The 22364-nt window shown below is 68.0% G+C and carries 21 protein-coding genes and 1 riboswitch; of the genes, 5 read left to right on the top strand and 16 right to left on the bottom strand.

Annotated features, from left to right (window positions below; genetic code table 11):
• Positions 1 to 12 precede the first annotated feature (12 nt).
• Positions 13 to 1533: a 3-hydroxyacyl-CoA dehydrogenase gene (locus DTPSY_RS09750; RefSeq protein WP_015913450.1), complete on the bottom strand. Its 1521-nt coding sequence runs from the start codon at positions 1531 to 1533 to the stop codon at positions 13 to 15.
• Between the two features lie 283 nt (positions 1534 to 1816).
• On the opposite strand from DTPSY_RS09750, the gene DTPSY_RS09745 reads away from it, so the two are divergent.
• Positions 1817 to 3643, top strand: a complete 1827-nt coding sequence (locus DTPSY_RS09745; RefSeq protein WP_238526522.1) for a type IV pilus assembly protein FimV — start codon at positions 1817 to 1819, stop codon at positions 3641 to 3643.
• A gap of 30 nt (positions 3644 to 3673) precedes the next feature.
• Here DTPSY_RS09745 and DTPSY_RS09740 read toward each other — a convergent pair whose 3' ends face one another.
• Genes DTPSY_RS09740 through DTPSY_RS09725 form a run of 4 tightly spaced genes read right to left on the bottom strand, consistent with a single transcriptional unit; the run spans position 3674 to position 6750 of the window.
• Positions 3674 to 4603, bottom strand: a complete 930-nt coding sequence (locus DTPSY_RS09740; protein WP_015913448.1) for a thiamine phosphate synthase — start codon at positions 4601 to 4603, stop codon at positions 3674 to 3676.
• Between the two features lie 2 nt (positions 4604 to 4605).
• The gene (locus DTPSY_RS09735) at positions 4606 to 5418 is read right to left on the bottom strand and encodes a thiazole synthase (protein ID WP_015913447.1); all 813 of its coding nucleotides are present in this window, start codon (positions 5416 to 5418) and stop codon (positions 4606 to 4608) included.
• Positions 5419 to 5431: 13 nt separating this feature from the next.
• Positions 5432 to 5629 carry a sulfur carrier protein ThiS gene (thiS, locus tag DTPSY_RS09730; RefSeq protein WP_011805049.1) on the bottom strand — a complete coding sequence of 66 codons (198 nt, stop codon included), beginning with the start codon at positions 5627 to 5629 and terminating at the stop codon, positions 5432 to 5434.
• On the bottom strand, positions 5626 to 6750 hold the full coding sequence (locus DTPSY_RS09725) for an FAD-dependent oxidoreductase (RefSeq protein ID WP_015913446.1): 1125 nt from the start codon (positions 6748 to 6750) through the stop codon (positions 5626 to 5628). The genes thiS and DTPSY_RS09725 overlap by 4 nt, the downstream gene beginning before the upstream one ends.
• Positions 6751 to 6810: 60 nt before the next feature.
• Positions 6811 to 6933: riboswitch (TPP riboswitch) on the bottom strand.
• Between the two features lie 109 nt (positions 6934 to 7042).
• Between DTPSY_RS09725 and thiD the strand changes: the two genes are divergently transcribed.
• Positions 7043 to 7894: a bifunctional hydroxymethylpyrimidine kinase/phosphomethylpyrimidine kinase gene (thiD, locus tag DTPSY_RS09720; protein ID WP_015913445.1), complete on the top strand. Its 852-nt coding sequence runs from the start codon at positions 7043 to 7045 to the stop codon at positions 7892 to 7894.
• Positions 7895 to 7961: 67 nt separating this feature from the next.
• On the opposite strand, the gene DTPSY_RS09715 is transcribed toward thiD, so the two are convergent.
• From DTPSY_RS09715 to DTPSY_RS09665, 11 genes are all read right to left on the bottom strand, one after another.
• Entirely contained in the window at positions 7962 to 8360 is a 399-nt protein-coding gene (locus DTPSY_RS09715) for an SH3 domain-containing protein (protein ID WP_250645006.1), read from the bottom strand.
• 337 nt (positions 8361 to 8697) lie between these two features.
• On the bottom strand, positions 8698 to 9762 hold the full coding sequence (locus DTPSY_RS09710) for an NAD(P)/FAD-dependent oxidoreductase (RefSeq protein WP_015913444.1): 1065 nt from the start codon (positions 9760 to 9762) through the stop codon (positions 8698 to 8700).
• A gap of 24 nt (positions 9763 to 9786) precedes the next feature.
• Positions 9787 to 10110, bottom strand: a complete 324-nt coding sequence (gene fdxA, locus DTPSY_RS09705; protein ID WP_011805054.1) for a ferredoxin FdxA — start codon at positions 10108 to 10110, stop codon at positions 9787 to 9789.
• Between the two features lie 102 nt (positions 10111 to 10212).
• Positions 10213 to 11601 carry a sulfate adenylyltransferase subunit 1 gene (locus DTPSY_RS09700; protein ID WP_015913443.1) on the bottom strand — a complete coding sequence of 463 codons (1389 nt, stop codon included), beginning with the start codon at positions 11599 to 11601 and terminating at the stop codon, positions 10213 to 10215.
• Positions 11601 to 12533, bottom strand: a complete 933-nt coding sequence (gene cysD / locus DTPSY_RS09695) for a sulfate adenylyltransferase subunit CysD (RefSeq protein WP_015913442.1) — start codon at positions 12531 to 12533, stop codon at positions 11601 to 11603. The genes DTPSY_RS09700 and cysD overlap by 1 nt, the downstream gene beginning before the upstream one ends.
• A gap of 61 nt (positions 12534 to 12594) precedes the next feature.
• Positions 12595 to 13236 (bottom strand): phosphoadenosine phosphosulfate reductase domain-containing protein, encoded by a 642-nt coding sequence (locus tag DTPSY_RS09690; RefSeq protein ID WP_015913441.1) that lies wholly within the window; start codon positions 13234 to 13236, stop codon positions 12595 to 12597.
• Complete coding sequence (locus tag DTPSY_RS09685) at positions 13233 to 13628, bottom strand: DUF934 domain-containing protein (RefSeq protein ID WP_011805058.1); 396 nt, start codon at positions 13626 to 13628, stop codon at positions 13233 to 13235. The genes DTPSY_RS09690 and DTPSY_RS09685 overlap by 4 nt, the downstream gene beginning before the upstream one ends.
• A 25-nt stretch (positions 13629 to 13653) precedes the next feature.
• Entirely contained in the window at positions 13654 to 15441 is a 1788-nt protein-coding gene (locus DTPSY_RS09680; protein ID WP_015913440.1) for a nitrite/sulfite reductase, read from the bottom strand.
• A 153-nt stretch (positions 15442 to 15594) separates the two neighbouring features.
• A complete protein-coding gene (mnmC, locus tag DTPSY_RS09675) occupies positions 15595 to 17514 on the bottom strand; it encodes a bifunctional tRNA (5-methylaminomethyl-2-thiouridine)(34)-methyltransferase MnmC2/FAD-dependent 5-carboxymethylaminomethyl-2-thiouridine(34) oxidoreductase MnmC1 (protein ID WP_015913439.1) in 1920 nt (639 codons plus the stop codon).
• Positions 17515 to 17550: 36 nt separating this feature from the next.
• Positions 17551 to 18216, bottom strand: a complete 666-nt coding sequence (locus DTPSY_RS09670) for a trimeric intracellular cation channel family protein (RefSeq protein WP_011805061.1) — start codon at positions 18214 to 18216, stop codon at positions 17551 to 17553.
• Between the two features lie 220 nt (positions 18217 to 18436).
• Positions 18437 to 18709, bottom strand: a complete 273-nt coding sequence (locus DTPSY_RS09665; protein WP_011805062.1) for an oxidative damage protection protein — start codon at positions 18707 to 18709, stop codon at positions 18437 to 18439.
• A 138-nt stretch (positions 18710 to 18847) separates the two neighbouring features.
• On the opposite strand from DTPSY_RS09665, the gene DTPSY_RS09660 reads away from it, so the two are divergent.
• The 3 genes from DTPSY_RS09660 to DTPSY_RS09650 all read left to right on the top strand — a co-directional run bounded on the left by DTPSY_RS09660 (position 18848) and on the right by DTPSY_RS09650 (position 22277).
• Positions 18848 to 19867, top strand: a complete 1020-nt coding sequence (locus DTPSY_RS09660) for a sulfate ABC transporter substrate-binding protein (RefSeq protein WP_015913438.1) — start codon at positions 18848 to 18850, stop codon at positions 19865 to 19867.
• Positions 19868 to 20077: 210 nt separating this feature from the next.
• Positions 20078 to 20767, top strand: coding sequence for a glutathione S-transferase family protein (locus DTPSY_RS09655; RefSeq protein ID WP_187148576.1), 690 nt, complete (start codon positions 20078 to 20080; stop codon positions 20765 to 20767).
• 43 nt (positions 20768 to 20810) lie between these two features.
• Positions 20811 to 22277, top strand: coding sequence for a cryptochrome/photolyase family protein (locus DTPSY_RS09650; protein WP_015913436.1), 1467 nt, complete (start codon positions 20811 to 20813; stop codon positions 22275 to 22277).
• The last annotated feature ends 87 nt before the right edge of the window (positions 22278 to 22364 follow it).

Here is a 22364-nt window from a genome sequence, read left to right as displayed (position 1 = left end):
GTGGTGGCAGGGTCAGGGTTCTTCGTGCGTCAGGCTCAGGCCGATGGCGCCGCGCCGGCGCAGCCAGGGGCTGGGGCGGTAGCGCGGGTCGCCGTACACGGTCTGCATGTTGAAGAGCACTTCCAGGATGTTGGTGGGGCCCCAGCGGTCGCCCATGGCCAGCGGGCCCAGCGGGTAGCCCAGGCCCAGGGTCACGGCGGTCTCCAGGTCCTTGGGGCTGCAGATGCGCTGCTGGCAGATGTCCGCGGCGATGTTGACGATGTTGGCCACGACGCGCTGCGTGACGAAGCCGCCGCTGTCGCGGATCACGCTCACTGGCTTGCCGTCGCGCGCGAACAGCGCGTGCGCGGCGTCGCGCATGTCTTCGCGTGTGGCGGGGTTGGTCGCCAGCACGCGCCGGCGGGTGGCCGCGTCGTCGATCAGCATGTCGATGCCGATGGTGCGTGCGGGGTCCAGGCGCTCCACCACGGCCACGGTGGTCACGTCAAAGCCGAGTGGCGCGACCAGCGTGAGCGCCTGGGCCGAGGGCGAGGTGCCCGTCTCGATCGTTGCCCCCAGGTCCTTGAGCAACTGGTACAGCTCGGCGCGGCGGGCGGCGCGCGTGGAGACCCAGACCGGCGGCAGGCCCGATACCTCGGGCACCGGCGGCTCGGCCGGCAGCTCGGGCGCACCGTCCACGTAGCGGTAAAAGCCCTCGCCGGACTTGCGGCCCAGCAGGCCGCCGCTCAAGCGCTGCGCCGTGATCACGCTGGGGCGAAAGCGCGGCTCGTCGTAGTACTGGCGGTAGATCGACTCCATGACCGGGTGCGACACATCGAGCGCGGTGAGGTCCAGCAACTCGAAGGGGCCGAGCTTGAAGCCCACCTGGTCGCGCAGGATGCGGTCCACGGTGGCGAAATCGGCCACGCCCTCGCTCACGATGCGCAGCGCCTCGGTGCCGTAGCCCCGCCCTGCGTGGTTGACGATGAAGCCCGGCGTGTCCTGCGCCATCACCGGGGTGTGGCCCATGGCGCGCGCATAGCCGGCCAGGCGGGTGCAGACATGGGGGTCCGTGCGCAGGCCGGCCACGACCTCGACCACCTTCATCAGCGGCACCGGGTTGAAGAAGTGAAAGCCTGCCATGCGCTGCGGCCGCTGCAGCGGTGCGGCCACGGCGGTGATGGACAGCGATGACGTGTTGCTGGCCAGCACGGCTTCGGGCGAGACGATGGCTTCGAGCTGTTTGAGCAGTTCCTGCTTGGAATCCAGTCGCTCGACGATGGCTTCCACCACCAATTCGCAAGCCGCGAAGTCGTGCAGCGACGTGACGGGAACCAGCCGCTGCACCAGAGCCGGCAACAGGCTCTCGTCCAGCCGACCCTTGTCCACCAGACGCTGCCACTGCTGGTGGATGTGGGTGCGGGCGGCGTCGGCGGCGCCGCCATGGGTGTCATAGAGGTAGACCGTGCTGCCTGCCTGGGCGGCGATCTGCGCGATGCCGCGGCCCATGGCGCCAGTGCCCACGATGCCGATTGAAGTGAAGACCGTTTGCATGGCGGCAATTATCTAGCGCTATCGGATGCGGCAGGGTTATGGCAAAATTTATAAACAAATTGAAACCATTGTGTTTATGCGTAACCTACTTGTCGGCGCCTGGATCTATGCCGCAGCGTTTGGGGCCAGCGCGCTTTCGCTTGGCGGCAGCCACGGCACAGTGGTTCTGGGGTCCACGATCGATCTCACCTTCGAGGTACGGCCTGATCCCGGCAAGACCGTCGCGTCTTCCTGCCTCGGGGCGCGGCTGGTCTTAGGCGCAACCACTGTCCCCGAAACGCGTATGCATGTCACTCCCCTGGAAGGAGGCGCCATTCCGATGGTGCGCGTGCAGGCGCTCATTCCCGTGGATGAGCCGGTGCTGACTGCCACGCTCACCGCCGGCTGCGAAGGGCGTGTGTCGCGCACCTACACGTTCTTGGCAGACCCGCCCGGCACTGCACCCCCAGCGGCACGGCAGCCCATCGATCTGTCGCGCCTGGCGGTGCCCGCACCACGCGCTACGCCGCAAGTGCGGAATGCATTGGGCGGCGAGGGGGAGGACGCACGCACGGTCCGGCGGCCTCGTGCGCAGCCGCGTGTTCCCGCGGCGTCCACGCAAGCCCCGGCCGAGCGGGCAGCTAAGACCGCCACGACGCTGCGCACCAGCGCCAAAGTCTCGCCGCCCGCGGCTGCGGCGGCTCCCTCCCGCCTGGTAATGGAACCCCTGGATTTGGGTCCTGACAATGCGTCCGCGCTGCAGCTCACGCGCGAGCCGCCCCAGATGTCGCCGCGCCCCAGCGAGGCCTTGCGTGCGGAGTCGGCCGCGTGGTGGCAGGCGCTGGACACTTCGACGGCCCAAACACAGCGGTTTGAAGAGCGGCTCAAGAGGCTCGAGGCTGATGCGGCTGCGCAGGGCCAGCTGGTGGAGCGCGAGCGCGCAACGGCGGCTGAGCTGCGCGAGCGCCTGGCGCAGGTGGAGTCGCAGGGGTTCCCCGCGACCGTGGTGTACATGCTCGCGGGGCTGCTGGTGCTCGCGCTGGCCTGCATTGCCTGGCTGCTGCGTCGCACGCGGCGCGAGGCGCTGCAGGCATGGCGTGACTCGGTGGCACTCAGCGGTGGCCTGCGGGACGGGGCCGTGGCCGCGGAAGGCCCGGACGGCAAGCTCCGGCTGCAGGTGGAGCCGGATGCGCGCGATGTCTGGCAGCCGACAGCGCCACCGCCGCAAGGGCCGGACAGTGGGCCGCCTCCGCTCACGCCTACCGCCGCGCCAGTGAGTGCACCCGCGGCGGCTCCAGGCCCCGCGGTGGCGGCGCCGGCTGTGGAGCCCTTGCAGGCAAGGGCCCAGTCCGGTGTGCAGCCCGAGTCGCTGTTCGATCTGCAACAGCAGGCCGAATTTTTCACCTCGGTGGGCGAGCACGAGCAGGCGATCCATGTGCTGCGCCAATACATCGCGCAGCACGGCGAAGACTCGCCGCTGGCGCATCTCGAACTGCTGCGCCTGTACCACCAACTGGGGCGAACCGACAGCTTCGACGGCCTGCGTGCGCAGGTCGAGGAGCGGTTCAACGTACGCGTGCCTCCATTTGCGCAGTTCCAGCAACTGGGCCGGAGCCTGGAAGAGCATCCCGAGGCGCTGGCACGGGTCGAGGCGGCGTGGTCCTCGCCCGAGGTGCTGGCCGTGCTGGAGGGCCTCTTATTTCACCGGGGACAGACGCAGGGCGAGGGGCCCTTCGACCTGGCGGCGCTGGACGATCTGCTGCTGCTGCTGTCCATCGCCCAGACCACGCCCGCACATTTGCGCGGTGCGCCGCCGCCCCGCGCGCGCACCACACCGCGTGCCACGCCAGCGCTCCACCCGATGGGCGCGCAGGATGGGACGGGCCGGTCGTTGGACTCGATGGCGGCCGGCCTGGCGCTGCTGCCGGTGGATGACGGCTCGCCAGCATCCACTTGCGCCGCCGCGGTGGACGTGGACGTGTCCGGGCCGCCTCACATCACCCTCAGCGATCTGCCGCCCGTGCCCGTCACCCCGGCGCCCGCGCAAGGGCAGGCCGTGGGTTTTGGCATGGAAAACGACAAGCTGGAGTTGCGCTTCGAACTGGAGCAGTCGCAAAAGAACCGCTTCTGAAGCGAGAACGCCCCCCATGCGCGGACGGGGCTATCGCCTGCCGGCGTCCATGGCCCGCATGAGCTGCGCTGCAGCGGCTTCCGGCTGATCGGCCGCCACCACGGCGCGCACCACGGCGATCGATCCCACTCCGGTGGCCAGCACTTGCGGGAACTGGGCCAGGCCAATGCCGCCGATGGCAACCAGCGGATAGCCGCGCATCAGCCGGGCATAGCCCGCCAGCCGCGCCACGCCCTGGGGCACTGTGGCCATTTTCTTGAGCGTGGTGGGGAACACCGCGCCCATGGCGATGTAGCTGGGGCTGGCCGCGTCGGCGCGCACCATCTCGGCGTAGCCATGCGTGCTCACGCCCAGGCGCACCCCGGACTCGCGCAGCGTGCGCAGCTCTTCGGGGCTCAGCGCATCCAGATCCTCCTGGCCCAGGTGCACGCCATAGGCCCCGGCCGCGATGGCCTGGCGCCAATGGTCGTTGATGAACAGCAGCGAAGCGGTGCCTTGCACGGCCTGCACTGCGGCGCGTACCTCGCGTGTGATGGCAGCAGGGTCGTCACTTTTGAAGCGCAGCTGCACCGTCGGCACGCCGGCCTGCGCCATGCGGCCCACCCATTGGGCATCGGGCAATACGGCGTAGAGACCCAGGTTCTGCGGGCAGGCTGCAAAGGGGTGCGCATGGGGGCGCGGCTGCAGTCCGAAGTCTGCGGGCTCGTCGGGCCACTGCGCCGGGTCGAAGCGGCCGGTGCGCCGCGTCTGCGCAGCCCAGGCTCGGGCCAGGCAGTCTGCGTCATGGGCGATGAAACCCAGGGCGCTGCAGGCCGCAAGGGCTGCGCGGTACACGGGGTCTTCCACGGTTGTCGCCGGCATCGGCTGGGGCGGGAAGTCCGCGAACGCCGACGCATGGTGCTGGCGGATGGCTTGCTCCATGGCGGCTGCAGAAGGCAATGGCGCGGCGGCTTGCGGCATGCTCAGCCCTGCGCGTGGTGCCAGAACGGCGTGCCCAGCACGGGCGTGCTGGGTTGCGCCGCCTCCTGCGGCGTCATCGCGCCGGCCAGGCGGGCGGCGCGGCCTGCGGCCACGGCATCGGCAAAGGCACCGGCCATTTGCACGGGGTCGGTCGCCAGGGCCACGGCCGTGTTGAGCAGTACGCCGTCGTAACCCCATTCCATCACCTGGCAGGCGTGGGACGGCAGGCCGAGGCCGGCGTCCACGAGCAGCGGCACGTCCAGGCGCTCGCGCAGCAGCTGCAGGCCATAGGGGTTCACCGGGCCGCGGCCCGTGCCGATGGGCGCCGCCCACGGCATGACGGCCTGGCAGCCCACGTCCACCAGGCGCTGGCACAGCACCAGGTCTTCAGTGCAGTAGGGCAGCACGTAGAAGCCTTCGCGGACCAGTTGCTCGGCTGCCTGCACCAGGTTCAGCGTATCGGGCTGCAGCGTGTAGTCGTCGCCGATCAGTTCCAGCTTGATCCAGGGGGTGTCGAAGACTTCACGCGCCATATGGGCGGTGGTGATGGCTTCCTGCAGGCTATGGCAGCCGGCGGTGTTGGGTAGCACCGGCACCTGCAGGCGCTTGAGCAGTTCCCAGAAGCTGCTGCCGGATTCGGCCGGGTTGCTGCCCTGGCGGCGCAGCGATGCGGTGAGCATCGCGGGCCGCGCGCGCTGCACGGCGGCCTCCAGCACGGCGGGAGACGGGTAGCGCGCTGTGCCCAGCAGCAGGCGGCTCTGGAACGCCTGGCCGTAGAGCACCAGCGTGTCGGGGGAAGAGGTAGGACTGTTCATGGGTGAAAAAGGCTCAACCGCCGGTGACCGGCGCAATGATTTCGATCTGGTCGCCGGACTGCAGGGCGTGCGCGGCATAGCGGGCACTGGGCACGAACTGCAGGTTCACGGCCACGGCAAACGGAGGCTGGGGTGCCAGGTGGGCCACGGCGTCGGCGACGGTAGCGCCATCGGGCAGTTGCACGGCGTTTTGGTTGATGAATACGTTCATGTGTGCAGCGCAGCTTCGCGGTCGAGCTGCAGCGAGAGGTCGAATTCAGGGGCGAGCTCGGATTGTCCCGTGTTCAGCACCTGCATGACTACATCGAGCATGGCCGGCGCGATCATGAAGCCGTGGCGGTACAGACCGTTGACCTCCAGCACGCGATCCTGCACTACGCGCACGGCGGGCAGGTTGTCGGGCAGGGTGGGGCGGCAGTGGGTGGAGATTTCCAGGATACGCGCCTCGGCAAAGCCCGGGTGTACGGCGTAGGCGGCGCTCAGCAGCTCCAGCGTGGAGCGCACGCTGGCGGGCGACATGTCGTCGGATTCGATCTCGGTCGCGCCGATGACGAACAGGTGGTTCTCCTTCGGTGCAATGTAGATCGGGTAGCGGGGATGCACGATGCGCGTGGGCCGCTGCAGCGTCACGTCGGGTGCGTGCAGGCGTACCACTTCGCCGCGCAGCCCGCGCAGCTGCGGCCATTGCGCGCGCGCGCCCAGGCCCCGGCAGTCCAGCACCCAGTCGGGCTGGCCGGCCTGGCCGGGAGTGAAGTCGGCCGGCCGGCGCGCGCTGCCCCAATGCGTGACCACGCCCAACTGGTCCATGGTGGCGGCCAGCGCGGCCAGTGCCTGGCGGTTGTCCAATTGGCCCTCGCCGGGCAGGTACAGGCCCTGGTGGAAGCGCTGTGCGGCCGTGGGCTCCAGTGCAACCACGCCAGCACTGTCCAGCGCCTGCATGCGCGGCAGCCCGGGCACCAGGCCTTGCGTCTGCTCGAACTTCAGGCGCATGCGCGCGGCTTCGGGTGCGTCCTGGCGGTGCCACAGGATCAACGTGCCGTCATGTTGGAAGTACACCGGTGCGGCCAGCGGTGCCAGCAGCTCAGGCCAGCGCGCCAGCGAGTGCACGCCCATGCGCACCACGCCGGGCTCGGCCACGATGGATTCGGCCAGGGGGGCCACCATGGCGGCGGCCACGTAGGCTGCGGCGCCTTCGGCGGCACGGGTGCCGGCCTCGTGCACCTCAACGGCGTGGCCCTGGCGGGCGAGTTCGACGGCCAGCAGGCGGCCCATGAGGCCCGCGCCCAGGATGGTGACGCGGGAGGAGGAGCGAAGGGTGGGGAAAGTGTGCATCGTGTCCGTGATGAAAGGCCAGGCCAAACAACCAAAGGACAAAACGGGAGCGCGCGGCGCGCCGATGCTGTTGAAACTCCCCACGCCAGCATGACCTGGATCGGGTGCTTAGGGTATTTCTCAGTCGCCTGCCGCTTTCGTCAACACGTTCTTAGTGCGGCGGGGACACCCCTGTTTCGTCCGTGGCCGGCATTACAGCACAGGGGTGTTGCCCCTGTTGTTGACGTGGCGCAGGCTCTGGCGTTGCCGCGGCTGCGTTGAATGCGCTGCGGCTTGGCCGATAATTTTTGCCATGAACCAAGAGACACAGACGCCCGGCGGTGGCCGGCGCTATGCGCGCGTGTTGACCATCGCGGGCTCAGACAGCGGCGGCGGCGCGGGCATTCAGGCCGACCTGAAGACCTTCAGCGCCCTGGGCTGCTACGGCATGACCGCGATCACCGCCATCACCGCGCAGAACACGCGCGGCGTGACGGGTATCCACGGCATTCCGCCCGAGATGCTGCGCGCACAGATCGACGCCGTGGTCGAGGACATCGGCGTGGACGCGGTGAAGATCGGCATGCTGCATTCGCCCGAGGTGGTGCAGGTGGTGGCCGACGCGATTCTTCGCCATGACTTGCCCAACGTGGTGCTGGACCCGGTGATGGTCGCCACCAGCGGCGACCGGCTGATTGCCGAGGAGACCGTGGGCACGCTGGTGCGCGCGCTGTTCCCGCTGGCCGCCGTGGTCACCCCCAACCTGGACGAGGCCGGCTGGCTGCTGGGCCGCGCCATTGCCGACGAAAGCGCGCTGGACGCGGCCGCCACCGACCTGCTGGCGCTGGGCGCGCGCGCGGTGCTGCTCAAGGGCGGGCATCTGCCGGGCGACCGGGTGGTGGATGTGCTGGCCCTGCCTGGCGACGAGCGCCACCGCCTGGATGCGGCGCGCATCGTCACGCACAACGGCCACGGCACGGGCTGCACTTTGTCGTCGGCGATCGCTGCGCACCTCGCATTGGGCCAGCCGCTGGCGCAGGCGGTGCGGTTGGCTCGCCAGTACATTCTGGGCGCGATCGCTGCGGGGGCCGATGTGCGCACCGGCCACGGCCACGGGCCGCTCAACCATGGCTATGCGCCGGTGGCGCAGCGTGTGATCGAGTAACGGGCGGCTGAGGGAGCGCCGGGCACCGCGCGCGCCACAGGCCCACACCGCCGCGGCACCCGAAATATCACCAGCCCCAGGTCAGGCGCCGGGCCACCCAGCCCTTTTGCCCGTCTTCGCGCTGCACCCGGGCCCAGCTACCCGACTGGCCCAGGCTGCGCACCACCTCATGCTGCTGCAGCTTGCCCACGGTCTTGTGCTGCTGGCCGGGGCCGGCGCGCAGGTTGGCGACGCGTGCCGTCACCACGCGGTGCGGCGTCTTGCTGGTCAGCGGCGCGTACACCCAGCCGAGCGGCTCCTCGAAATCCCGCACTTGGAGCCAACGGCCCTTGCGCTGCTGCACCTGCAGCGGATAGCCCCGGCCCAGCTCCCACAGCGTCGCCGAGCGGGTGCTGGGTTTCTCGCGCACGTTGACCGCATTGCCCTTGATGCTGACGAACTCGCGCGCCTGCACGCCGGCGGGCATGAGCAGGGGCAGGGCCAGCGCGGCGGCGGCCAGGGCTTTGGATAGGATGCGATGCGGCAGGGGCAGTGCGAAGGGCACGGGGTGATCTCCTTGGAGTTGGAACTGAGGGATGACAACCCCCAGGTGGAGGGCCGCCCGCGTGCGAAGTTCCGGCCGTTTCAGGCGCGAACCGATGGCCGAAACGTCAATTGCTATGAAAAATAGAGCTGCCAGCGCAATCTACAAGCCATTCTTAGACAGTTTTCTATTTGGAAACAAGGCGGAAAGCGCGCTGCAAGCTCCTGCTTCAATAGCGCCCGGCGCATTGCCGCAGGGCGCGCCGCGCCGTCGCCGCAGGTCAACGGGCCGGGGCGACGCCCAGCCGGGCCTGCAGCCGTTCGCTGCTGGTGGTGTATTCCAGGGGCAGCTTGTGGCCCGCCTGCCGTTCGGCCTCGGCGAAGGCGGCGAGGGTGGCTTCGTGGAAGCCGCACAGGATCAGCTTGCGCTTGCCGGGGTAGGTGTTGATGTCGCCGACGGCGTAGATGCCGGGGACGCTGGTGGCGAAAGTGGCCGTGTCCACGGCCAGCTGCTTGCGGTCCATCGCCAGGCCCCAGTCGGCAATGGGCCCCAGGCGGGGAGAGATGCCCAGGTAGGCCAGCAGCAGGTCCAGCGGCTGGCGCTGTGGCTGGCCTTGTGGGTCCAGCAGGGCCAGCGCCTGCAGGGTGCCGTCGGGCGCGGTCTCCACGCCCGTGATCTGGCCGATCACGACCTGGATGCGGCCCGCCTCGCGCAGTGCCTGCAGTTGCGCCAGCAGCGCGGGCGCGGCCTGGAAGGCATCGCGCCGGTGCAGCAGCAGCACCTGCGCGGCAGCGTCCACGCAGTCCAGCGCCGCCTGCACGGCCGCCTCGTCGCCGCCATGTACCACCACGCGCTTGCCGGTCGCGGCACGGGTGGCCGTGGCGGCGTCAGGGTGGTAGAGCAATTGGCCGGGGGCCAGCGCCTCTACCCCCTCGGCCTTGATGGCGCGCGGCACGAAGGCGCCCACGCCCGCGGCGATGAAGACGCTGCGTGCCAGCAGCGCGGTGCCGGCGGTGGTGGTGAGCAGAATACGTCCTTCGGCCTGCGCGGCCAGCGTGTGGACCTGCTGGCCCAAGTGCAGCGTGGGGGCGAAAGGGGCGATCTGCCGCTGCAGCAGTTCCACGAGCCCCTGGCCCGTGCACACAGGGATGCCGGGAATGTCGTAGATGGGTTTGTCGGGATACAGCTCGGCGCACTGGCCGCCCACATGGGGCAGCGCATCAACCAGGTGCGCCGCGATGCCCTGCAGCCCGAGCTGGAAGACCTGGAACAGCCCCACTGGCCCGGCGCCGATCACCACGGCGTCCGCGGCCTGGGGCGTCGGGCTGCTGGGGGATGGGTGCATGCGGGCGTGGCGGGAGCGCGGGAGTCAGCGCTCCAGCTGGTCCAGCTTGCCGGGCTTGCCGTTCCAGTCGTCAGCGTCGGGCAGCGCTGCCTTGCGCTTGGTGATGCTCTTGAACTTGGGCGTCAGCTCGGCGTTGATCTTGATGAAGGCCAGCTGGTCGCTGGGCAGGTCTTCCTCGGCAAAGATGGCGTTGGCCGGGCATTCCGGGATGCACACGGCGCAGTCGATGCACTCGTCGGGGTCGATCACGAGGAAGTTGGGACCTTCGCGGAAGCAGTCCACGGGGCACACATCCACGCAATCGGTGTATTTGCACTTGATGCAGTTTTCGGTGACGACGTGAGTCATGAGTAGTTGTGTTCTGGTATGGGGTTAGCCCGCGATTTTAGGCCGACCGCCGCCTCAGCAGGCCAGCCAACCATGCCTGAGGCGCGGAAACCTTAACGTTGATCAAGCTTTTGGGGCCGGTGCGTTCACCAGCACGGCGCCCGCCGTCTTGTGGCTGGCGGTGTCGACCAGGATGAGCGAACCGAGCACGCGGCTGCGCGCGAACGGCGCCGCGGGCAGGGGTTCCTGCAGCAGCAGCTCCACATGGCCGATGGCATTGGGCTCCAGCTGGGTGGCGTCTTCCTCGGCCAGGGTGTTGATGTCCAGGCGGTGGACCACGCGGCGCACCTTGACCTTGACCCAGCGGTGGCCATGCAGCGCCCAGTACACCCGGCCCGCCACCAGCGGCTCGTCGTCCATCCACGCGACGGTGGCGGTGATCTCGCGCTGGCCGGGCCATGCGGGCACGGTGGCGGGGGTGTCGAAGTCGTCCTCGGCCGCGGCAGCGGGTGCGGGCGCAGCCACGATCCAGTCGCCGCGCGAGACGTCCACCTCGCGGTCGAGGGTGATGCCCGCGCTCTGGCCCGCGGCCACGCCGGTGGCGCGGCGCGCATGGTCCAGCACCTGCGCCACCTGCGCCAGCTGGCCGCTGGGGAAGATGGCGACCTGCACACCTGGCTGCACGCGGCCCGTGCCCACCCGGCCCCAGAACACGCGGCGCCCCTGCGAAGTGTCGGACGAGGAAGAAAATTTCTCCACCCACTGCACCGGGAAGGCCAGGGGCAGGCCGGCGTCGGGCGGGGTGTTGGGCAGCCGCTCCAGGATCTGCAGCAGGCTCGGGCCTGCGTAGTCGCACCAGCCGGGCTTGGCCTCTACCACGTTCCAGCCCTTGAGCGCCGACACCGGCACCACGCCCGCCACCGCGATGCCCGCGTGTCGGGCGAACTGCTCCAGCGCGGCACGGATGTGACGGTAGGCGAGCTGTGGGTCGGCCACGGCGTCGAGCTTGTTCACGGCAAACACCAGCGAATGCACACGCAGCAGGTGCACCAGCAGGCTGTGGCGGCGTGTTTGCGGCAGCAGCGTGAGTTGCGGGTTCTGCCAATCCAGCTTGGTGGCGTCCACCAGCACCACGGCGGCGTCGGCCTGGGAGGCGGCGGTGACCATGTTGCGCGTGTACTGTTCGTGGCCGGGCGCGTCGCCGATGATGAACTTGCGCGCCTCGGTGGCGAAGTAGCGGTAGGCCACGTCGATGGTGATGCCCTGCTCGCGCTCGGCACTGAGGCCGTCGGTCAGCAGCGCCAGGTCGGTCTCTCCGCCGCGCTGCACCCCGGCCAAGTGGTCCTGCAGCACGGCGCGGCTGTCCACCAGCAGGCGGCCGATCAGCGTGCTCTTGCCATCGTCCACGCTGCCGCAGGTGATGAAGCGCAGCGCGGAAATGTGATCATTTGTGCCGCCAGCGCTTTCTGGTTGTGCGCTGGAAGCTATTGAATTGATAGTGGCGGTGGTCATCAGAAATACCCGTCTTTCTTGCGCTTTTCCATCGAGGCGTCGCTGGTCTTGTCGTCCATGCGCGTGGCGCCGCGCTCGCTGACCTCGGCGGCCAGGGTCTCGATCACGATTTCGCCTGCCGTGGCGGCCGGGCTTTCCACCGGGCAGGTGCAGGTGATGTCGCCCACGGTGCGAAAGCGCACGGTGCGCGTCTGCACCGCTTCGCCGTCCTTCGGGGGCGTGAGCGGCGTGACGGGCACCAGCAGGCCGCGGCGCTCCACCACTTCGCGCGGGTGGGCGTAGTACAGCGATGGCAGGGCGATCTGCTCGCGCTCGATGTACTGCCACACGTCCAGCTCGGTCCAGTTGCTGATGGGAAAGACGCGGAAATGCTCGCCGGGGGCCAGGCGGGTGTTGAACAGCGTCCACAGCTCGGGGCGCTGCGCCTTGGGCTGCCATTGGCCGAAGCTGTCGCGGTGGCTGAAGATGCGTTCCTTGGCACGGGCCTTCTCCTCGTCCCGGCGCGCACCGCCGATCAAGGCGTCGAAGCGGAACTCCTCAATCGCTTCGAGCAGCGTGACGGACTGGTGCACGTTGCGCGATTCGCCGGGGTGGGCCAGGCGCACGGTGCCGCGCGCCATCGAATCCTCGACGCTGCGCACGATGAGTTCGGCGCCCAGTTCCTTCGCGCGGAAGTCACGGAAGTCGGTCACCTCGGGGAAGTTGTGGCCCGTGTCGATCATCAACAGCGGGTAGGGAATGCGGCCCGCGCCGAAGGCCTTCTCGGCGCACTTGAGCATGACCAGCGAGTCCTTGCCGCCCGAGAACAGCAGGGCGGGGCGCTCGAAGGCCGCGGCCACCTCGCGCAGGATGAAGATGGTTTCTTCTTCCAGCGCGTCCAGGTGGCGGTTGCTGAGCTGGTTGAGCACTTGGGAGTCAACACGGACGTTCATTCGATGTTCCAGTAAAATCTGGCTCCAGCGCTTGTGGGGCAAGCGCAGGCAGCTATCGTTTTTAGTGGGCCAGGTGCAGGCCGCATTCGCGGTTGTCTTCGCCCTTGGTGGGGTCCACGTAGTCAAAGTTGTTGGGCAGGCCGTGCTGCTGGCAGTATTCGTGCAACTGTTTGGACGACCAGTGCAATAGCGGCGCGACCTTGATCAGGCCGTCGGGGTTGATGCTCACGGGCTCCATCTGCGCGCGCACGGCGGTGTCGGTGGCGCGCAGCGCGGTGAACCACACCCTGGGTGCCGTTTCGCGCAGGGCGCGGGCGAAGGGTTCGAGCTTCACCTCTTCGGTGAACGCGGCGTGGCGCGGGTCGTCCAGTGCGGGCGTCGGGCCTTCGACGGCCTCGCGGTGGGCGCGCGAGCGGCGCGGCAGGTAGATCTTCAGGTTGAGCCCCAGCTGCTTCGTCACCGCGTCGGCAAAGCGGTAGGTGGCCTCGGTGTTGTAGCCGTTGTCCATCCAGACCACGGGCACGCCCGGCTGCACGCGGGTGACCAAGTGCAGGATCACGGCCTCGAACGGGCGGAAATTGGTGGTGACGATGGGCGTCTGGCCCAGGCCCAGCGCCCAGGCCACCAGCGCGGCGGCATCGTGGCCGTGCTCGGCGTTGACGCGGGCGAGTTCGGCGGCGCTGACTGCCGTGGCGGTGCTCATGCGGCCTCCCGGGCGAACAGCGGGCGCGGCTCCAGCACGTCGCCCTGGTAGAAGGCGGCATAGCGCGCGAACTGGCGTTCGGCCGCGGCCGGGTCCACGCCGGGCGCCAGCACCGCGCTGCTGAAGCCGCTGCGGTGCATGTGCACCAGCTGGTCGATCAGCACGTCGCCTGTGGCGCGGATGTCGCCCGCAAAGCGGTAGCGGCGGCGCAGCAGCAGCGCCTGGCTGTAGGCGCGGCCGTCGGTGAACTTGGGGAACTGCAGCTCGATGCGCTGCACGCCCTCCAGCGCGCCTTCGGCGGCCAGCGCGGCCAGGTCGGCGTCGTTGGCGATCTGCAGGGTTTTGAGGTCGTCAGCGCCCAGGGACAAAGCGCCAGCAGCTATGATTTTCATAGTGTTCGAGATCTTTCGGATGGGGTCAGGCCACGGCTTCTTCGGCCGCCTTGGGATGGCGCGCGCCGTTGGCGGCGGCCTTGAACGGGTCCTGGCCCACGCGGCGCAGGGTGTCGATGAACAGCTCGTTGCCCTTGCGCAGCGCGCGGTAGGTGTCCAGCAGCGCCTCGATCACGTCGGGCACTTCGGCGGCCGAGAACGACGGGCCGACCACCTTGCCGCCAATGGCGGGGCCGGACAGCTGCGTACCGTCGGAGCCGCCCAGCGTGATCTGGTACCACTCCTTGCCGTCCTTGTCCACGCCCAGGATGCCGATGTGGCCGCTGTGGTGGTGGCCGCAGCTGTTGATGCAGCCGCTCATGTGCAGGTCGATGGGGCCGATGTCGAACAGTTCGTCCAAATCCTGGTAGCGCTCGGTGATCGCCGCGGCGATGGGCAGCGAACGCGCGTTGGCCAGTGAGCAGAAGTCGCCGCCCGGGCAGGCGATCATGTCCGTCAGCAGGCCGATGTTGGGCTGCGCCAGGCCCAGCTTGCGCGCGGCCTCGTACAGCGCGGGCAGGTCGGCTTCGTGCACCCAGGGCAGCAGCAGGTTCTGCTCGTGCGTCAGGCGCGCCTCGCCGGCGCTGAACTGGTCGGCCAGCTGGGCCAGGGCGTCCAGCGTGTCGCCGTCGGCATCGCCGGGCGCAAAGCCCACGCGCTTGAACGACAGTGTCACCGCCTTCAGGCCGGCCATGCGGTGGCCGCGCACGTTCTGCTGCAGCCAGCGCTGGTACAGCTGGCCGGAGGTGTTCACGCCGTGCGGCCGGCCGGCGGGCCGCAGTGGTGGCACGACGAAATGGCCGGTCACGCGGTCCAGCTCGGCCTGGGTGATGGTGTGGGGGGCGCCGTCCTGCTCCAGGATGGCGCGGTATTCGGCCTCCACCGCGTCGATGAACTGCTGGCCTTCGCTCTTGACCAGGATCTTGATGCGCGCCTTCCACTTGTTGTCGCGGCGGCCGTAGCTGTTGTACACGCGCACGATGGCTTCGATGTAGTTCAGCAGCTGGTCCCACGGCAGAAATTCACGCACCACGGTGCCGATGACGGGCGTGCGCCCCATGCCGCCGCCCACCTTGACGGCAAAGCCCACCTCGCCAGCCGCGTTCTTCAGCGCCTGCAGGCCGATGTCATACCAGCCGGTGGCGGCACGGTCTTCCGCGGCGCCGTTGAAGGCGATCTTGAACTTGCGCGGCAGGTAGGTGAACTCGGGGTGCAGCGAACTCCACTGGCGCGTGATCTCGGCGAACGGCCGGGTGTCCACGATCTCGTCCTCGGCGATGCCGGCGTAGGCCTCGCAGGTGATGTTGCGGATGTCGTTGCCGCTGGTCTGGATGCCGTGCATGTGCACGCTGGCCAGCAGGTCCATCACGTCGGCCGCGCGGGTGATGGGAATCCAGTTGAACTGCACGTTGGTGCGCGTGGTGAAGTGGCCGTAGCCGTAGCGCAGCGGGGGCGCGGCCAGTGTCAGGCCCGGCTGGGCGGCCTGCAGCTGGTCCTGCGTGGCCTGGGCATGGGCCAGCAGCTCGGGCGTAGGGCGGTCGTATTCGCGGGCGATGTGGGCCAGCATGCGCAGCTGAGCGCTGTTGATGTCGCCATAGGGCACGGCGATGCGGGCCATGGGCGCGTAGCGCTGGATGTACCAGCCGTTTTGCAGGCGCAGGGGCAGCAGTTGCTCGTCGGTCAACTCGCCGCGCTGCCAGCGTTCGAGCTGATCGCGGAATTGCTGGGCGCGCAGGTGGACGAACTGGCGGTCGAATTCGGTGTACTGGTACATGGCAGGGCCGTGGGCGTTTCAACACAGGTGCCGCCGGGCCCCGAATGGCGCCCGCAGCATCGATGGGCGCACTTTAAAAGTCTGTCTTATAAAGACAAACTATTTTTTAATGCTTCATATATTCCGTTATTTGTATATGAAATGCGTGTCGGCTCACTGTGGCTCATATCCTAGCCAGCGCTCGCTGCTCAACGCGCGCGCCAGAGGGGCGTCCAGCGGCAGGGGCTCACTGTGCAGCCGCGCGGCGATCAGTTCGCCGCACAGCAATGACAGCGTGAGCCCGCGCGCGCCCATGGCAGTGCACAGCCACAGGCCGGGCTGGCGCACCGAGTCCACCGGCCCCACGATGGGGCGGCGGTCCAGCGCACCGCAGCGCACCGCCGCCCAGGTGCGCACGGGGCCGTCCGGCGCGGTGACGGCCTGGGTGAAGGCGGCGTCCATGGCAACGCCCAGGGGGGGCAGCAGCGCGTGCAGTTTGGCCTGATTGGTGGCCAAGCCCTTGGCTTGGTCGTCAGGGCTGGGGGGCAGGGCGGTCTTCAGGCGCTCGAACGTGGAGCCCAGCACCCAGCCTGCGCCACCCTGCAGCGGCACACGGGGCACCAGGTTGCCGTTGCCATTGACCGGCTGGGGCGGCCAGGGGGCGCCCGCGGGAGCCTGGGCATGCAGGCCCCAGGCCAACTGGCCGCGCAGCGGATTCATGGGCCAATGCGCGTGCGTGAGCGGGCCGGTGTGGTGCCCGGCGCAAACCACGGCAAGTTCCGCCTCGGCCAGGACGCGCCCTTCGGCGTCCAGTGCCTGCCAGAGGGGCTGGCCGTCGACGGTGGTGCGGCGCAACTCCGCCACTGCCGCGCTGCCGCGCCAGTGGATGGCCGGGTCGTTCAGCAGGTGGGCGATGAGCTGGGGCGGGCGCACCCAGCCCGCGTGCTCGTGCCAGCAGGCCACCGTGTCTGCCGATAAGCCGTTGGCCTGCAGTTGTGCGGGTGTTGCGGGGCGACTCCAGTCCAGGCCAGGCCCGTCGCTCCAGGCCAATCCTGTGGTGCCGTCCACACGGTGCTCCAGCGTGCCGCACACGCTCCAGTCGGTGCCGCGCGTCTCGGCTGGAAGCTGCGCCAGCGTATTCAGCGTGGTGCGTACCCCCGCGCGCGACAGGCGTGAGATCAGGTTGTCGTCCTGCGAGACATTGGGCGCGAACACCCCCGCCGGCAGGCCGGATGCACCGGCGGCAGGGTGATCGGCCTGGTCCAGCACCTGGACCTGCCAGCCACGGTGCGCCAGGCTGGCCGCCACGGCGGCGCCCGCCAGTCCTGCGCCCACCACCAGGCAGCGGGCCGGGGCGGCCACCGTGGCGTCTGGCAGCACGGGCTGGCCGGCGCGTGGCTCCCAGCGGGGCGCGTAGGTGGCCTGCAGGTTGTCGCGCTTGGGGCGGACACCCGGCACCTTTTGCACCTCGAAGCCGCACTGCACCAGCCCGTCCCGCACGCCGCGCGCCACCGTCCACGTCGCCAGGCGGGTGCCGCGACGGCAGCAGCGCGCCACGGCCTTGAGGGTGTGGATGTCCCACATTTGCGGGTTGTGCTGGGGGTCGAAGCCGTCCAGGTACACCGAATCCGCCGTGGGCTGCTGCTGCCTCAGCAGGGCTTGCGCGTCACCGATGTACAGCGTGAGCAGCACCTGCCCGCCGTCGAACGAGAGCCTGTGCACGCCCGGCAGCAAGCCCCAGTACTGCGCCGCCAACTGTTGGGCCAGCGATTGCAGTGTGGAATCGATGGGCGCGGCGCGCAGCAGATCGGCCGCGCTCACGGGCCAGGCCTCGCAAGACACGAAGTGCAGCCGCTGTGGCCGGTGGGGGTCGGCGCGCCAGGCGGCCCAGGTCACGAGGAAATTCAGGCCCAGGCCGAAGCCGGTTTCCAGCACGCGCCACTGCGGCTGGTTCTGCCAGGCCTGGGGCAGGCCGCAGCCGGCGAGAAATGTGCCGCGGGCTTGTTCCAGGCCGCCTTGCTCGCTGTGGTACCGGTCTGAGAAGCGCGGGCTGTAGGGCGTGCCGTCTTCCAGCCATTCAATCGGTTCGGACATGGTGTTGGGAGGCGCGAAAAGATTACAGAAACAGTGTCATTCCCAGCGCTGCTGGTACGAGAACACCGGCAGGCGCCAGTGGTAGTGCAGTGCCAGTAGCCGCAGCGCCAGGCCGGCGGCGAAGCACACCAAAGTGCTGAGGTTGTTTTCCACTTCCATCGTGCGCAGTCCCAGGAACAGCAGGCACACGGCCAGGGACACGCTGGCGTACAGCTCGCGCCGAAAGACCACGGGCACCTGGTTGCACAGCACGTCGCGCAGGATGCCGCCGCTGATGCCCGTGAGCATGCCGGACATCACCACCACCACGGGCGGGTAGCCCAGTTCCAGGGCCACGTTGCATCCGATCAGTGAGAACGCGATCAGCCCCATGGCGTCCAGCAGCAGGAACACGCGCTTGATCCGGTGCAGGTAGCGCGCCACCACCGTCGTCAGCAGGCCTGCGGAGATCACCAGGTACACGTATTCCGGGTGCTGTGTCCAGCCGATCGGGTAGTGGCCCAGCACCATGTCACGGATGGTGCCGCCGCCCAGCGCGGTCACAAAGGCGATCACGCTGACACCGAAGATGTCCATGTTGCGCCGGCCTGCGGCCAGCGCGCCAGACATGGCCTCGGCCGTGATGGCCACAAGGTAGATCACCAGCAGGGTGGTGAACTGTGAGAACTGGAACGAGTCCAGCAATGACACCGACGGCAACATGAATATCTCCTCAGGGAGCCGGGCCTGGGCCGCCTGCCAGGCGCAGTGGGCTACAACGGCAACGCCCCCGCCACAGTGATGCGACGGGGGCGACTGCAAAGAGGCGCTGCTTCAGCGCAGCGCTGCGTTATGCGCCGGGCGGGACGCAGCCAGCCTCAGCATCTGCACCGCGCCAAAGAAGTGGCTTTAGCGAAACCGCTTCTTGCAGCGCTGCACTGCGTTACGCGCTGGGCGGCACATAACCCGCCGCAGCGTCTGCGCCGCTGCCGAAGAAGTGGTTTTCCATCTGGCGGGCGAGGTATTGGCGGGCGCGCGCGTCGGCCAGGTTCAGGCGGTTCTCGTTGACCAGCATGGTCTGGTGCTTGATCCAGTCGGCCCAGGCTTGCTTGCTCACGTTGTCATAGATGCGTTTGCCCAGATCGCCGGGGTAGGGCGCAAAGTCGAGGCCTTCGGCTTCCTTGCCGAGCTTGATGCAGTGGACGGTACGTGCCATGGAGCGATTCCTTGCTGAAACTTCAGACGTCAATGGAATAACGAACTGAAATCTTATTGGTTTGGATTTTGAAGGGCGACTTCCAGAATGCCTTGCATCGGTGAACCGCACCGACGCACCCTGCAACGAAAGCCCTTCATGAACAATCGCCGCGACTTTATCAAGTTTCCCCTGGCCACCGCCCTGACGGCGGTCATGTCCCTGACGTCTTTGCCGTCGTTCGCGCAGCCCGCGCAGTTCCTCAACGTGTCCTACGACCCCACGCGTGAACTCTATGTGGCCTACAACCAGGCCTTCGCACGCCACTGGAAGGCCAAGACGGGGCAGGAAGTGCAGTTCAAACAGTCGCACGGCGGCTCGGGCAAGCAGGCGCGTTCGATCATCGATGGCATCGACGCCGACGTGGCTACGCTGGCCCTGGGCGGAGACGTGGATGCGCTGGCACAGCACGGCCTGCTGGCGCCCGCTTGGCAAAAGCGCCTCCCGCACAACTCGGCGCCCTATACCTCCACCATCGTGTTCTTGGTGAAGAAGGGCAACCCCAAGGGCGTGAAGGATTGGGATGACTTGGTCAAGCCCGGCGTGCAAGTCATTACCCCCAACCCCAAGACCAGCGGCGGGGCGCGCTGGAACTATCTTGCTGCCTGGGAATTCGCCAAGCGCAAGTACGGCAGCGACACTCAAGCCAAGGATTTCGTGTCCAAGCTCTACAAGAACGTGCCGGTGCTCGACACGGGTGCGCGCGGCTCGACCATCACCTTCGTGCAGCGCGGTGTGGGCGACGTGCTGCTGGCCTGGGAGAACGAGGCGTTTCTTGCGCTCAAGGAGTTCGGCAAGGACAAGTTCGAGATCGTCGTGCCATCGCTGTCCATCCTGGCCGAACCCACAGTGGCGGTGGTGGACAAGGTGGTGGACAAGAAGGGCACGCGCGCGCTGGCGGAGGAGTACCTTGCCTACCTCTATTCCGACGAGGGGCAGGACATTGCTGGAAAGAACTTCTACCGTCCAACCAGCGAGAAGGCCAAGGCCCAGTACGACAAGCAATTCCCCAAGCTCACACTGGCCACCATCGACCAGGCTTTCGGTGGCTGGGCCAAGGCCAATCGGGAGCATTTTGCGGACGGCGCACTGTTTGACCAGATCTACAGCCGGCGTTGATCCGTCTTTGGATGAAAATCGGCGCTAAGCGTTGATGAGTAAGCGCTATAAGCTATCAAAAATATAGTTTGCAAAGCGCCCCGCGCTCCTTTGGCGAAGTGAGGGACGTGGGTCCGGGCCTCGGCGCGAGGGACAGCACACCCATGGCGGGGCACGCCGTGCCGCGGCAGGCGCCAACCCTTCGCGCGCGACTGCACTACCATGCCGCCCATGCTGACCGTTCACCACCTGGAAACCTCGCGCTCCCAGCGCATTCTGTGGCTGCTGGAAGAACTGGGCGTGCCCTACGACATCCGCCGTTACTCGCGTGACCCCGCGACCAAGCTGGCGCCCCCAGAGCTCAAGCGGGTGCACCCGCTGGGCAAGTCGCCCGTCATCACCGAAGGCGACATGGTGGTGGCCGAATCTGGCGCCATCATCGAGTATCTGGCCGAGCGCTACGGCGCACAGGCGCCGGCGGATCTGGCCCATCTGGAACCCGCGCGCGGCACGGCAGAACAGCGCCAGTGCAGGTTCTGGATGCACTACGCCGAGGGGTCCCTGATGAATTGGCTGGTGATGAAGCTGGTGTTTGACACCATTGCGCGCCAGCCCATGCCGTTTTTTGTGCGCCCCATCGCGCGCACCCTGTGCGCCAAAGTGCAGCAAAGACTCATCGGCCCGAATGTGCAAACCGCGCTGGCTTTCATGGACGCGCACCTGGCACAGCACGACTGGTTCGCCGGGGGCCACCTGACCATGGCCGATTTTCAGATGAGCTTTGCCGTGGAGGCGGCCCTCGCGCGCGGGGGCGACGAAACGGCCTGGCCGCACCTGGTGGCCTACCGCCAGCGTATGCGGGCGCGTCCGGCCTACCAGCGGGCGCTGGAGCAGGGCGGCCCCGTGGTGATGCAGGCCTGAGGGGTACTGCCGCGCCGTCAGCCAGACCAGTCCTTCCCGTCCCATGCCAGCCAGCGCCCTTGTGTGGCTGCGGCGCGATCTGCGCTGCCATGACCACGCCGCCCTGTACCACGCACTGCGCCGTTTCGAACGCGTGTACTGCGTCTTCGTCTTTGACACCGACATCCTCGATGCGCTGCTGACCCGGTGCGACCGGCGGGTGGAGTTCATTCACGCCAGCGTGTGCGCATTGGATGAGGACCTGCGCGCGCTGGCGGCGCGCAGTGGCGCCCCCGGCGGCGGCCTGATCGTGCGCCACGGTACGGCGGTGCAGTGCATCGTGCAATTGGCTCGCAGCCTGGGCGTGCGCGAAGTGCTGGCCAATCGCGACTACGAACCTGCAGCCCTGGCCCGCGACCGACGCGTGGCAGACGGCCTGGCGGCGTGTGGCATCGCGTTCAGCGACTACAAGGACCAGGTGCTGCTGGAGCAGGGCGAGGTGCTGAACCAGCTGGGCCAGCCCTACAGCGTCTTCACGCCATACAAACGCACTTGGCTGCAGAAGCTGGATGCCTTCCAGACCAAGCCTTATCCCGTGGAGCGCCACGCACATCACCTGGCCGTGCCCCCGGCGGGGGAGCGGCTGCCCACGCTGGCGGATCTGGGCTTCGTGGCCACCAACCTGGCTGATTTGCAGCTGCCTGTGGGCTCGCGCGGCGCGCAGCAGTTGCTGCAGGATTTCCTGCCGCACATGGCAGCTTACAAGCTGGCGCGCGACTTTCCTGGACGTAAAGGCGTGTCCTACCTGTCGGTGCATCTGCGCTTTGGCACCGTGTCCATCCGCCAACTGGCCTCACTGGCCGCGCGACAGGCCGCGCAAGGCTGCGAAGGCGCGCAGACTTGGCTGTCCGAACTGGCGTGGCGCGACTTCTATTTCATGATTCTGTGGCACCACCCGCACGTGGTCACCCAGGCATTCCGCCCCGAGTACGACCGCGTCCAGTGGGATGACGCGCCTGAGTACTGGCAGGCATGGTGCGCGGCGCGCACTGGCTATCCGTTGGTCGACGCCGCCATGCGCCAACTGCTGCAAACGGGCTACATGCACAACCGGCTGCGCATGGTGGTGGCGAGCTTCTTGACCAAGGATTTGGGTATCGATTGGCGCCGTGGCGAGCGCTTCTTTGCCCAGCACCTGAACGACTACGACCTGGCTGCCAACAATGGCGGCTGGCAATGGGCGGCGTCAACCGGCTGCGACGCTCAGCCCTGGTTTCGCATCTTCAACCCGGTGGCGCAGTCGCAGAAGTTTGACCCCGACGGCAGGTTTATCCGCCGCTATCTCCCAGAGCTGGCGTGTGTTCCTGATAAGCACCTCCACTTCCCTGCAAGCATGAAGCCGCTGGAATTGCAGGCCTGTGGGTTGCGTTTAGGCATCGACTATCCACTGCCGGTAGTGGACCACGCCAGCGCACGGGAGCGTACCCTGATGCGGTTCCATTTTTTGGGGCGTGGGCGAGAGGCATCCTGAAAGGCGGGGAACCGGGATGTTCCATCTTAGGACCCGTGAGGAAGCATGTTTTTTCGAGGGGAACAGTCAGATCTTTGAAAAAGTGTC

This window comes from [Acidovorax] ebreus TPSY (assembly GCF_000022305.1).
GTDB classification, from domain to species: Bacteria; Pseudomonadota; Gammaproteobacteria; order Burkholderiales; family Burkholderiaceae_C; genus Diaphorobacter; species Diaphorobacter nitroreducens.
This window is presented reverse-complemented; position numbering and strand designations above follow the sequence as displayed.